The sequence below is a fragment of the Cellulomonas sp. S1-8 genome, assembly GCF_026184235.1.
Taxonomy (GTDB): domain Bacteria; phylum Actinomycetota; class Actinomycetes; order Actinomycetales; family Cellulomonadaceae; genus Cellulomonas.
Window position 1 is genome coordinate 1,989,404 of record NZ_CP110806.1, and the last position, 12,966, is coordinate 2,002,369.

At 68.9% G+C, this 12,966-nt stretch carries 6 protein-coding genes and 3 rRNA genes; all 9 read left to right on the forward strand.

Annotated elements, in window-relative coordinates; all coding sequences use genetic code 11:
- The first annotated feature begins 16 nt into the window (after window positions 1–16).
- The 9 genes from OKX07_RS08870 to OKX07_RS08910 all read left to right on the forward strand — a co-directional run bounded on the left by OKX07_RS08870 (window position 17) and on the right by OKX07_RS08910 (window position 12,961).
- Window positions 17–676, forward strand: coding sequence for a uridine kinase family protein (locus OKX07_RS08870; RefSeq protein ID WP_265631464.1), 660 nt, complete (start codon window positions 17–19; stop codon window positions 674–676).
- 7 nt (window positions 677–683) lie between these two features.
- A complete protein-coding gene (locus OKX07_RS08875; RefSeq protein WP_265631465.1) occupies window positions 684–1,412 on the forward strand; it encodes a DNA-3-methyladenine glycosylase in 729 nt (242 codons plus the stop codon).
- A 110-nt stretch (window positions 1,413–1,522) separates the two neighbouring features.
- Window positions 1,523–2,800 carry a tyrosine--tRNA ligase gene (tyrS, locus tag OKX07_RS08880; RefSeq protein ID WP_265631466.1) on the forward strand — a complete coding sequence of 426 codons (1,278 nt, stop codon included), beginning with the start codon at window positions 1,523–1,525 and terminating at the stop codon, window positions 2,798–2,800.
- 486 nt (window positions 2,801–3,286) lie between these two features.
- Window positions 3,287–4,806, forward strand: a 16S ribosomal RNA gene (locus tag OKX07_RS08885).
- Window positions 4,807–5,229: 423 nt separating this feature from the next.
- Window positions 5,230–8,339 (forward strand): 23S ribosomal RNA (locus OKX07_RS08890).
- Between the two features lie 78 nt (window positions 8,340–8,417).
- Window positions 8,418–8,534 (forward strand): 5S ribosomal RNA (rrf, locus tag OKX07_RS08895).
- Together the 16S, 23S and 5S rRNA genes form the textbook arrangement of a ribosomal RNA operon.
- A gap of 2,099 nt (window positions 8,535–10,633) precedes the next feature.
- Window positions 10,634–11,608 (forward strand): hypothetical protein, encoded by a 975-nt coding sequence (locus OKX07_RS08900; RefSeq protein ID WP_265631467.1) that lies wholly within the window; start codon window positions 10,634–10,636, stop codon window positions 11,606–11,608.
- Window positions 11,605–12,618, forward strand: a complete 1,014-nt coding sequence (locus OKX07_RS08905) for an HAD-IIA family hydrolase (protein ID WP_265631469.1) — start codon at window positions 11,605–11,607, stop codon at window positions 12,616–12,618. Before OKX07_RS08900 ends, OKX07_RS08905 begins: the two co-directional genes overlap by 4 nt.
- Window positions 12,619–12,760: 142 nt before the next feature.
- Window positions 12,761–12,961 (forward strand): hypothetical protein, encoded by a 201-nt coding sequence (locus OKX07_RS08910; protein WP_265631470.1) that lies wholly within the window; start codon window positions 12,761–12,763, stop codon window positions 12,959–12,961.
- Window positions 12,962–12,966: the final 5 nt, after the last annotated feature.

Below are 12,966 nucleotides of genomic sequence, written 5' to 3' on the forward strand. Positions count from 1 at the left end.
CGGGCCGGAGGGCACGATGAGCGCCACCGACCGGGGGCCCCGGCCGAGCGACGTGACCCCCGGCGCCCGCGCCGTCGTCGAGCTCGCGCTCCGCTCCCCACGTCGGCTGGGGCGGGTCCGGCTCGTGTGCATCGACGGCCCGGCAGGTGCGGGCAAGACGACGACGGCGGAGCAGGTCGTCGCGCTGCTCACGCAGCAGGGTCGGACGGTCGCCGTCGTGCACCTCGACGACCTGTACGACGGCTGGCAGGGGCTCGAGGGGACCCTCTGGCCGCGGTTGTCGGCCCAGGTGCTGGAGCCGCTGCGCCGTGGCCTGCCGGGTCGGTTCCAGCGCTACGACTGGGCGGCCGGCACGTTCGCGGACTGGGTCGACGTGCCGCAGGCCGACCTGCTCGTGGTCGAGGGCTGCGGGTCGGCGCGGCGTGCGGCCGACGCCGTCGCCTCCGTGCGGGTGTGGGTGGGCGCCCCCGACGACCTGCGGCTGGCACGCGGGCTGGCGCGCGACGGCGCCGCGGCACGCGAGCACTGGACCGCGTGGATGGCCGACGAGCGCGAGCACTTCGCGCGCGAGCGCACCTGCGGACGGGCCGACGTGCGGCTCGACGAGGAGGGCCGGGTCGTCGTCGCGGGCCCGTCGCCGGACACGCCCGCGCCCGGGCGGTCCGGTTTGGCATGATGGCCGGGTGCCACCCTCCGAGCGCCCCGTGGACCGGTCGGACGACGACGTCGTCCCCGGTGCCGGCTCCGTGCTCGCACGCACCTGGTACGCCCGCGAGCCGCTCGCCGTGGCACGCGACCTGCTGGGTGCGTTCGTGACGTCGTGCAGCGACGAGGGCACCGTGACGGTCCGCCTCACCGAGGTCGAGGCCTACGGCGGCGACGACGACCCGGGGTCGCACGCGTTCCGCGGCCGCACCGCCCGCAACGCGGCGATGTTCGCCGAACCCGGCCGGTTGTACGTCTACCGGCACCTGGGGCTGCACCACTGCGTGAACGTCGTCACCGAGCCCGCGGGCCGCCCGTCCGCCGTGCTGCTGCGCGCGGGTGAGGTCGTCGAGGGCGTCGAGCTGGCGTGGGCGCGGCGTGCGCGTGCCGGCTCCGTCGACGACGAGCGGCAGCTCGCGCGCGGGCCCGCACGGATGGCCGTGTGCCTGGGGCTCGACCTCGAGGCCAACGGCGCGGACCTGACGGAGCGCAGCGGGCGCGTGCTCGTCCGCCGGCGCGACCTGTCGGCGACCCAGCCGGTCGCGGCCTCCGGTCCCCGCGTCGGGGTGAGCGGCGCCGGCGGCGACGCCACGCTGCACCCGTGGCGGTTGTGGCTGACGAACGAGCCGACCGTGTCGGCGTACCGGCGCGCGTATCGGTCGCCGACGTCGGACGACGCCCCGCCAGGGGCGGCGACGTCGGCCTGACCCCGACCTGTGCCTGCCCTGGTCGTGCCGTGCAGCCGCGCGGCGTCGACCCCGAAGTCCCGGCCGCCGCGCTCCGCGGACGCAGCGGCACCCGATCGACGGAGACGTCAGTGACCGACATCCTCGACGAGCTCGCCTGGCGCGGGCTCCTCTCCCAGCACACCGACCTCGACGCCCTGCGTCTCGAGCTGTCTGCCGGCCCCGTCGCGCTGTACTGCGGCTTCGACCCGACGGCGCCCAGCCTGCACATCGGCAACCTCGTCCAGATCCTCACCGTGCGCCGTCTGCAGGACGCGGGCCACCGCCCGTACGCGCTCGTCGGCGGCGCCACCGGCCTCATCGGCGACCCGAAGATGGCGGGGGAGCGCACGCTGAACGCGCCCGACGTCGTCGCGGCGTGGGTCGAGCGGATCCACGCGCAGATCGCACCGTTGCTGCGGTTCGACGGACCCAACGCCGCGACGATGGTGAACAACCTCGACTGGACCGCGGACCTGTCGGCGATCGACCTGCTGCGGGACATCGGGAAGCACTTCCGGCTCGGCACCATGCTCGCCAAGGACACCGTGGCGCGACGGCTGCACAGCGAGCAGGGCATCAGCTTCACCGAGTTCAGCTACCAGCTCCTGCAGGGCATGGACTACCTGGAGCTGTTCCGGCGGCACGACGTGCGCCTGCAGACCGGCGGCAACGACCAGTGGGGCAACCTGCTGTCGGGCGTCGAGCTGGTCCGCAAGGTCGAGGGGACGGGCGTGCACGCGCTCACCACGCCGCTGGTCACCAAGGCCGACGGCACCAAGTTCGGCAAGACGGAGTCCGGGGCCGTGTGGCTGGACCCGACCATGACGACGCCCTACGCCTTCTACCAGTTCTGGCTCAACGCGGACGACGCGGACGTGGCGGGCTACCTCAAGGTGTTCACCTTCCGCACGCGGGAGGAGATCGCCGCGCTCGAGGCGGCGGTCGCCGAGCGGCCGGCCGCCCGGGAGGCGCAGCGGGCGCTCGCGCACGACGTCACGTCGCTCGTCCACGGCGCGGCTGCTGCGGACGCGGTGGTCGCGGCGAGCCAGGCGCTCTTCGGCCGGGGCGCGTTGGACGCCCTCGACGAGGGGACGCTGGCCGCCGCGGTGGCCGAGCTGCCGACCGCGCCCGGGCAGCCGGGCGACCCGCTGGTCGACCTCTTCGCGGCCACCGGGATCGTCGCCAGCAAGGCGGCCGCCCGACGCGCGATCGCCGAGGGCGGCGCCTCCGTCAACAACGTCCGGGTCGCGGGCGAGGACGCCGCGCTGGCGCCCGGGGACCTGCTGCACGGTCGGTGGGCCGTGCTGCGGCGCGGCAAGCGGACCCTGGCAGTCGTCGACGCGCAGGCGGCGGCGACCTCCTCCTGAGGCGCACCCGGGGCGGGTGACCGGCGTCACCTGCCCCGGGATTTGCCCTCGGCGCAACACTCGCGTAACGTTCTCGAAGCCCGCCCAGCAGGGAGCAACGGACACCGAGCAACAGCTCGATGGTCGGTCCCGCGGAGCAGGGCACCACCCGGATGATCGAGATCGGCGCCCAGCGCGTCGTGTACGGTCGTGCGGCGGCGTTCGGAAGGTCCGGTCCACCACGGTGGTCAGGGACACGAAGAAAGCCTGCTAGATTACAGAACAACAAGCCTCCTGCCGAAGCGGAAACGCTGAAGAGGATGCGCGTCTGTTCCTTGAGAACTCAACAGTGTGCCAAGTAGTCGATGCCATATTTTTGGTGTCGAGCTCAGGTCAGGTCCACCCCGTGGGTCTGGTCTGGGATGATGCCAGATTGATGCCCCAATCTTGGGGTTCTTTGTTGTGTCTGTTGCTTACCGGCTTTGGTCGGTGGGTGGCTGTTTGACATTTACGGAGAGTTTGATTCTGGCTCAGGACGAACGCTGGCGGCGTGCTTAACACATGCAAGTCGAACGGTGACGACCAGCTTGCTGGTCTGATCAGTGGCGAACGGGTGAGTAACACGTGAGCAACCTACCCTTCACTCTGGGATAAGCCTTGGAAACGAGGTCTAATACCGGATATGAGACGCACGGGCATCTGTAGCGTCTGGAAAGATTTATCGGTGGAGGATGGGCTCGCGGCCTATCAGCTTGTTGGTGGGGTAAAGGCCCACCAAGGCGACGACGGGTAGCCGGCCTGAGAGGGCGACCGGCCACACTGGGACTGAGACACGGCCCAGACTCCTACGGGAGGCAGCAGTGGGGAATATTGCACAATGGGCGCAAGCCTGATGCAGCGACGCCGCGTGCGGGATGACGGCCTTCGGGTTGTAAACCGCTTTCAGCAGGGAAGAAGCGAAAGTGACGGTACCTGCAGAAGAAGCGCCGGCTAACTACGTGCCAGCAGCCGCGGTAATACGTAGGGCGCAAGCGTTGTCCGGAATTATTGGGCGTAAAGAGCTCGTAGGCGGTTTGTCACGTCTGCTGTGAAAACCTCAGGCTCAACCTGGGGCTTGCAGTGGGTACGGGCAGACTAGAGTGCGGTAGGGGTGACTGGAATTCCTGGTGTAGCGGTGGAATGCGCAGATATCAGGAGGAACACCGATGGCGAAGGCAGGTCACTGGGCCGCAACTGACGCTGAGGAGCGAAAGCATGGGGAGCGAACAGGATTAGATACCCTGGTAGTCCATGCCGTAAACGTTGGGCACTAGGTGTGGGGTCCATTCCACGGATTCCGTGCCGCAGCAAACGCATTAAGTGCCCCGCCTGGGGAGTACGGCCGCAAGGCTAAAACTCAAAGAAATTGACGGGGGCCCGCACAAGCGGCGGAGCATGCGGATTAATTCGATGCAACGCGAAGAACCTTACCAAGGCTTGACATACACCGGAAAAGTGCAGAGATGTGCTCCCCGCAAGGTCGGTGTACAGGTGGTGCATGGTTGTCGTCAGCTCGTGTCGTGAGATGTTGGGTTAAGTCCCGCAACGAGCGCAACCCTCGTCCCATGTTGCCAGCGGGTTATGCCGGGGACTCATGGGAGACTGCCGGGGTCAACTCGGAGGAAGGTGGGGATGACGTCAAATCATCATGCCCCTTATGTCTTGGGCTTCACGCATGCTACAATGGCCGGTACAAAGGGCTGCGATACCGCGAGGTGGAGCGAATCCCAAAAAGCCGGTCTCAGTTCGGATTGGGGTCTGCAACTCGACCCCATGAAGTCGGAGTCGCTAGTAATCGCAGATCAGCAACGCTGCGGTGAATACGTTCCCGGGCCTTGTACACACCGCCCGTCAAGTCATGAAAGTCGGTAACACCCGAAGCCGATGGCCCAACCTTTTGGGGGGAGTCGTCGAAGGTGGGACTGGCGATTAGGACTAAGTCGTAACAAGGTAGCCGTACCGGAAGGTGCGGCTGGATCACCTCCTTTCTAAGGAGCATCTGGCACCGGGTCGTCCTGTCATGGGGTGGCTTGCGGTGTCCAGGCCCACGCCCCCGCCGCATGTGTGGGGGGTGGTGCTCACGGGTGGAACATCGACTACTGGTCGGCTCGTCGAGTCGGTGGCTCCTAGTACGCCTGCAGCTTGCTGTGGGGAGGGAACGGAAGGTCATCGGTGAGGTTCGGGTCGGCTTGGCACGCTGTTGGGTCCTGAGGGAACAGCCCTGTTGGGGTGTTGCCTTGGTCGGGATCGTCTGGTCCGGTCGAACCGCCGGCTCATGGCCGGGTGTCCGTCTTCCTTCGGGGGGGTGGGCACCTTGCACTGTGAGCTGGTAGGCGCTGGGACATCAGGTGGTGACCGGTGGTTGCTTGAGAACTGCACAGTGGACGCGAGCATCTTTGAATGATCTATGTGGTCAAGTTTATAAGTGCACAGGGTGGATGCCTTGGCACCAGGAGCCGAAGAAGGACGTAGTAGCCTGCGATAAGCCTCGGGGAGTTGGCAAACGAACCGTGATCCGAGGATTTCCGAATGGGGAAACCCCGCACGAGTCATGTCGTGTGACCCGCACCTGAATATATAGGGTGCGTGGAGGGAACGCCGGGAAGTGAAACATCTCAGTACCGGCAGGAAGAGATATTCCGTGAGTAGTGGCGAGCGAAAGCGGATCAGGCCAAACCGAGCGCGTGTGATAGCCGGCAGGCGTTGCGCGTTCGGGGTTGTGGGACCTTTCAGTGAGGGCTGCCGCCTTCGCAGGGAGTCAGAAAGCCGCGTTATAGTCGAAGGGTCTTGAAAGGCCCGGCACAGAGGGTGTTACCCCCGTAGACGAAATGACGCGGCCTCCCGAAGGGGATCCCAAGTAGCTCCGGGCCCGAGAAACCCGGAGTGAATCCGCACAGACCACTGTGTAAGCCTAAATACTACCTGGTGACCGATAGCGGACAAGTACCGTGAGGGAAAGGTGAAAAGTACCCCGGGAGGGGAGTGAAATAGTACCTGAAACCGTGTGCATACAATCCGTCGGAGCCTCCCTAGCAGGGGTGACGGCGTGCCTTTTGAAGAATGAGCCTGCGAGTTAGTGGTACGTGGCGAGGTTAACCCGTGTGGGGAAGCCGTAGCGAAAGCGAGTCCGAATAGGGCGACCGTAGTCGCGTGCTCTAGACCCGAAGCGAAGTGATCTAGCCATGGGCAGGGTGAAGCGTGGGTAAGACCGCGTGGAGGCCCGAACCCACCAGGGTTGAAAACCTGGGGGATGACCTGTGGTTAGGGGTGAAAGGCCAATCAAACTTCGTGATAGCTGGTTCTCCCCGAAATGCATTTAGGTGCAGCGTCACGCGTTTCTTGCCGGAGGTAGAGCTACTGGATAGCCGATGGGCCCCACCAGGTTACTGACGTTAGCCAAACTCCGAATGCCGGTAAGCCAGAGCGTGGCAGTGAGACTGCGGGGGATAAGCTCCGTAGTCGAGAGGGAAACAGCCCAGACCACCAGCTAAGGCCCCTAAGCGTGTGCTAAGTGGGAAAGGATGTGGAGTTGCACAGACAACCAGGAGGTTGGCTTAGAAGCAGCCACCCTTAAAAGAGTGCGTAATAGCTCACTGGTCAAGTGATTCCGCGCCGACAATGTAGCGGGGCTCAAGCACACCGCCGAAGCTGTGGCATTCACACTCGTGACAAGCCTTCGTGGTTCAGTCGTGTGGATGGGTAGGGGAGCGTCGTGCCGGCAGTGAAGCCGCGGGGTGACCCAGCGGTGGAGCCGGCACGAGTGAGAATGCAGGCATGAGTAGCGAATGACGGGTGAGAAACCCGTCCGCCGAATGACCAAGGGTTCCAGGGCCAGGCTAATCCGCCCTGGGTAAGTCGGGACCTAAGGCGAGGCCGACAGGCGTAGTCGATGGACAACGGGTTGATATTCCCGTACCGGCGAAGGACCGCCCATACCGAGCCCGGTGATGCTAACCGTCCGAGCCTGTCTCATCGTCCTTCGGGACACCGAGGCAGGGGAGCACGGGACCCGAACCGGTAGTAGGTAAGCGTATTAACAGGGGTGACGCAGGAAGGTAGCCCAGCGTGGCGATGGTAGTCCACGTCTAAGGTCGTAGGGTGAGGTGTAGGCAAATCCGCACCTCGTGAAGCCTGAGAGCCGACAGGTACCGTGTATGCGGGAAATGGGTGATCCTATGCTGCCAAGAAAAGCCTCGACGCGAGGTTCTAGCCGCCCGTACCCCAAACCGACTCAGGTGGTCAGGTAGAGAATACCAAGGCGATCGAGAGAATCGTGGTTAAGGAACTCGGCAAAATGCCCCCGTAACTTCGGGAGAAGGGGGGCCTCAAGCGTGAACCGGCATGCCCGGGGAAGCGTGGAGGGCCGCAGAGACCAGGGAGAAGCGACTGTTTACTAAAAACACAGGTCCGTGCGAAGTCGCAAGACGATGTATACGGACTGACGCCTGCCCGGTGCTGGAAGGTTAAGAGGACGGGTCAGCACGCAAGTGCGAAGCTCAGAATTTAAGCCCCAGTAAACGGCGGTGGTAACTATAACCATCCTAAGGTAGCGAAATTCCTTGTCGGGTAAGTTCCGACCTGCACGAATGGCGTAACGACTTCTCCGCTGTCTCAACCGCGAACTCGGCGAAATTGCACTACGAGTAAAGATGCTCGTTACGCGCAGCAGGACGGAAAGACCCCGGGACCTTTACTATAGCTTGGTATTGGTGTTCGGTGCGGCTTGTGTAGGATAGGTGGGAGACTGTGAAGCCGGCACGCCAGTGTCGGTGGAGTCAACGTTGAAATACCACTCTGGTCGCTCTGGATATCTAACCTCGGTCCGTAATCCGGATCAGGGACAGTGCCTGGTGGGTAGTTTAACTGGGGCGGTTGCCTCCTAAAATGTAACGGAGGCGCTCAAAGGTTCCCTCAGCCTGGTTGGCAATCAGGTGGCGAGTGCAAGTGCACAAGGGAGCTTGACTGTGAGACTGACAGGTCGAGCAGGGACGAAAGTCGGAACTAGTGATCCGGCGGTGGCTTGTGGAAGCGCCGTCGCTCAACGGATAAAAGGTACCCCGGGGATAACAGGCTGATCTTGCCCAAGAGTCCATATCGACGGCATGGTTTGGCACCTCGATGTCGGCTCGTCGCATCCTGGGGCTGGAGTAGGTCCCAAGGGTTGGGCTGTTCGCCCATTAAAGCGGTACGCGAGCTGGGTTTAGAACGTCGTGAGACAGTTCGGTCCCTATCCGCTGCGCGCGCAGGAAACTTGAGAAGGGCTGTCCCTAGTACGAGAGGACCGGGACGGACGAACCTCTGGTGTGCCAGTTGTTCCGCCAGGAGCACGGCTGGTTGGCTACGTTCGGAAGGGATAACCGCTGAAAGCATCTAAGCGGGAAGCCTGCTTCAAGATGAGGTTTCCACGCCCTTCGGGGTGAGAGGCTCCCAGCTAGACCACTGGGTAGATAGGCCGGACGTGGAAGGCAGGACGAAAGACTGCCGCAGCTGACCGGTACTAATAAGCCGACAACTTGACTAACATCATTCATTGCTACGCGTCCACTGTGCGGTTCCCGAGAAACCAACGGCTCATACCCGTTTGGCAACTCGACAGCGTTACGGCGGTCATAGCGAAGGGGAAACGCCCGGTCCCATTCCGAACCCGGAAGCTAAGCCCTTCAGCGCCGATGGTACTGCACCCGCCAGGGTGTGGGAGAGTAGGACGCCGCCGGACAATCATTCACGAAAGGCCCACCCCTCACGGGGTGGGCCTTTCGTGTTTTTCCCTTGCCTCGTGCGCGTGGGACGACTTTTGGTGCCGCTCCCGCCGGGCCCGGTCGCCCGCGGCACGGCCGCGTGTGTCCCGATGGCCCCGGGGGTGGGACCATAGGGCAGACGATCGATCGAGGAGTACAGATGAACAGCGACGCGCCCACCAGCTCGGGTGACCACGACCGACCCCGCAAGAGCGGGCCCCCGCGCGCCGGTGGTCCCACGGGCGGCACCGGCCGCGGCCGTGACGACCGCGGTGCGCGCCCGTCCACGGGAGGCGCCGGTGCGGCGCGGAGCGGCGGCGGGCGTTCGTACGGCACGGGTGCTCGCGACGGCACCTCCTCGCGACCTGTGTCGGCGCAGCGGGGCCGGTTCGGTGGCCCCGGGGCCTCGCGACCGACATCGGGCGGCGGCGGCGTCCGCGGTCCGCGCCAGGACCGGCCCGCGGGATCGTGGACGCCCGAGCGTCGGGAGCCGTGGAGCCCGACGGGCGGGCGCGGCGCGAGCGACACGGGTCGCCCGTCGCGTGGCGGGCCCGCGGGATCGGGACGCGGTGCTCCGGCCCGCGGCGCGGCCTCGTTCGGTCGGCCGTCCCGCGGTGACGCGGGCGGTGACCGTCGGGAGTCGCGGCCCCGTGACGGCGCCCCGTCGGGCGGCGGCTACGGCGGCAGCGCGGGAGATCGTGGGCGCGGTGCGTCCTGGTCCGACGATCGACGGCCTGCCTCGAGCGGTGGGTGGCGCGGACAGTCCGGTGCACCTGGCGGTGGCCCGGGAGCGGGCCCGGGAGCAGGGGCTTCGCGTCCGGCGGCCGGTCGTCCGACGGGCGGACCGGCGCGATCGGGTGCGTGGCGCAGCGACCGGCCCGTCGGCCGGCCCTTCGGGGACGGCGGCCGCGCGGACCGCGAGGGCGGACGCCCCACCGGCGGTGGCGCGCGTCCGTACGGCGACGGCAGCCGGCCCGAGCGTGGCGGTGCGGGTCGTCCCGACCGTGACGGCGGCCGGTCCTTCGGTGACGGTGGCCGACCTGCTGCCCGCCAAGCCCGGCCGTACGGCTCGGACGCCCGCGGTGCAGCGGGTCGTCAGGACCGTGAGGGCGGGCGCCCGTCCGCTGCCGGTGGGCGTCCCGGCGGAGCGGCGCGTCCCTACGGCGCCGGACCGCGCCCTGACCGCGAGGGTGGTCGACCGTCGGGTGGACGCCCCCCGTTCGAGTCACGCCCGTACGGTGACCGCGGTCGCCCCGAGCGCGGCGGTGCGGGTCGCCCCGAGGGTGGCGGTGCCCGTCCGTACCGCGAGAGCGGGTCGTCCGCCGGCGGCGGAGCGCGCCCCTGGGGTACCGACACCCGCGGTGCTGGTGGTCGACCGGACCGCGACGGCGGACGCCCGTCCCGCGACGGCGGTCGCCCGTCGGCAGGAGGTGGCGCGCGTTCCTCTGGCGACGGCCCCCGCCCCGACCGCGGCGAGGCGCGCCCGTACGGCACCGCGGCTCGTCCCGAGCGCAGTGGCGCGAACCGTCCCGACGGTGACCGTGGGCGTCCCTCCCGTGAGGGTGGACGTCCGCCCGGTGGTGCTGCGCGCCCCTACGGCTCCGACTCGCGCCCCGAGCGGGGCGGTGCGCGGCCCTACGGGTCCGACGCGCCCGGCGCGGGTGGGCGTCCCGACCGTGACGCCCGGCCCCTCCGCGACGGTGGTCGCACCTCCGCAGGCGGTGGTGCACGGCCGTACGGCGACGCTCGTCCCGAGCGCGGAGGTACGGGCCGTCCCGACGGTGACCGTGGGCGTCCCTCCCGTGAGGGTGGACGTCCGCCGGGTGGTGCGGCACGCCCCTACGGTTCCGACGCCGGCGCCGCGCGCGGTGCGGGCCGTCCCCCCGGCGCCGACGCCCGGACGGACCGTGGAGCCGCGGGCCGTCCCGATCGCGACCGCCCGCAGCGGGACAGCAGCCGCCCGGAGACCGGCGACTACCGCGCTCCCGGTTCCGGTGCCGGTGGCGAGCGTGGCGCCGCTGGGCGACACGTCGCCGGGCGCCCGTACGGCGACAGCGGGGCCGCTGCGGGGCGACCCGTGCGTGACGCGCAGGCAGGACCGCCGGAGCGCGACGACCGCGGCGACCGCGTCCCGGACCCCGAGCTGCCGGACGACGTCACCTTCTCGCTGCTGGACCGTGACGTCCGCGGTCGGCTGCGCACGCTGAGCAAGGAGAACGCGGACCGCGTGGGTCGTCACCTCGTCATGGTGGGCCGTCTGCTCGACGACGACGCCGAGGCGGCGTACGAGCACGCGCAGGCGGCCGTGCGGCGCGCGGGTCGCGTCGACGTCGTGCGGGAGGCAGCCGGGCTGGCCGCCTACCGCACGGGCCGTTACGCGGAGGCCCTGCGCGAGCTCCGTACCGTGCGGCGGCTGAACGGGTCGTCGGAGCACCTGGCGGTGATGGCAGACGCCGAGCGCGGCCTCGGTCGCCCGGAGCGGGCGATCACGCTGTCGCAGGAGCCGGAGGCGGCGACCCTGACACCCGACACCCAGATCGAGCTCGCGATCGTCGTGAGCGGCGCACGGCTCGACCTCGGGCAGCACGAGGCCGCCGTCGCGGCGCTGTCGAGCCCGGCCGTCCGCGAGGCGAAGGGGCTGGTCGCCGCTCGTGTCGCCCAGGCGCGCGCGGCTGCCCTCGAGGCGGCAGGACGCACCGACGAGGCCGCCGCCGAGCTGGCGGCGTACCCGCAGGACGTCCTCGACGAAGCAGCGGGCCGGCTGCCGGACGTGGAGGACGAGGTCGTGGTGTACGACCTCGCGGAGGACGCGGAGGACGCGGAGGACGCGGAGGACGCGAAGGACGCGAGCAGCGACCTGGCCGAGGGCGCCGCCAGCGACGACGAGCCCGCTGCCGTCACCGACACCGACGAGAACGGCTCCGACGAGGTCGGGTCCGACGTCGACGTCGACGTCGACGACGCCGAAGCCGACGAGGTCGCGGTCGGGCCCGTCGCTGACGCCCGCACCGACGAGGTCGACGAGCCGGCGACGGACGAGGCGGCGCGGTGAGCGCACGGGGACTGCTGGGCTGCGACGTCCCGCTCGCCACCCGCTACGACCTGGCGCTCGTCGACCTCGACGGCGTCGCCTATCGGGGGCACGACCCGATCGACGGTGCGGCGGAGGGGCTGGCGGGGGCGCGGGCCGCGGGCATGCGCCTGGTCTTCGTGACGAACAACGCCTCACGCGAGCCGGAGGCCGTCGCCGAGCAGCTCAGCGCCCTCGACATCCCGACGCGGGCCGACGAGGTCATGACAGCGGCCCAGGCCGCTGCCGAGCTGCTCGCGACCCGCGTGCCGACCGGTGAACCCGTGCTCGTCGTCGGGGGAGCGGGCCTGCACACCGCGGTCGCCGCCAAGGGCTACCGGATCGTGGCGAGCGCGGACGACGCGCCCGTCGCGGTGGTCCAGGGGTACGCGGCCGAGATCGGCTGGGCACAGCTGGCGGAGGCCGCGTACGCCGTGCAGCGTGGCGCGTGGCACGTCGCGTCGAACCTCGACCTCAGCCTGCCGACGGCGCGCGGCTTCGCACCGGGCAACGGCGCGCTCGTGGGTGCCGTGCGCGCGGCGACCGGGGTCGAGCCGGCGAGCGCCGGCAAGCCCTCGCCGACGATGTACCGGCTCGCGGTCGAGCGCGCGGGGGCGACGCGGCCGCTGGTCGTCGGCGACCGGCTCGACACCGACCTCGCGGGAGCGCGGGCGGGCGACATCCCGGGGCTGCACGTGCTGACCGGGGTGAGCACGGCGCGCGACGCGGTCCTCGCCGAGCCGGGGCTGCGGCCCCACTTCCTCGCCCGCGACCTGCGCGCGCTGCTCGTGCCCCATCCCGAGCCGGTCGCCGAGTCCGGGTGGTGGGCATGCCGGGGGGCGGCCGCCCGCGTCGTCGACGGTGCTCTCGAGCTGAGCGGCGAGCCCGCCGACGACGTGGACCTGGTGCGCGTCGCGTGCGCCGCGGCGTGGGACGCCGTGGACGGCGGCGCAGTCCTCGACCCCGCGACGGTGCCCGACCTGCTGCGATGACGACCCGGCAGCTTCGCCTGTGGGTGGCGCGCGGCCGTCGTCGGCGGTGACGGGTAGCGTGGACGCGCGCCGTCGGGCGACGCCCCGCGGCGATCACGCGGGCGTCGCCGACCGACGACGCTCCAGGTGAGGGAGGACTGACGTGAGCGAGCCCGTGCTGGGCACCGCGGCGCGCGGTGCGGTGCCGACACCCACGGACGTGCCGGTCACGGGCGACGACGCCGTCGACGAGGCGCTGCGTCGGCTCGTCGACGTCGAGGGCCACGACCTGCGCAGCCAGGTCTCGACGTTCGAGGACGTGCACGGCGCGCTGCAGGACCGCCTGGCGGACGCCGAGGGATGACGGCG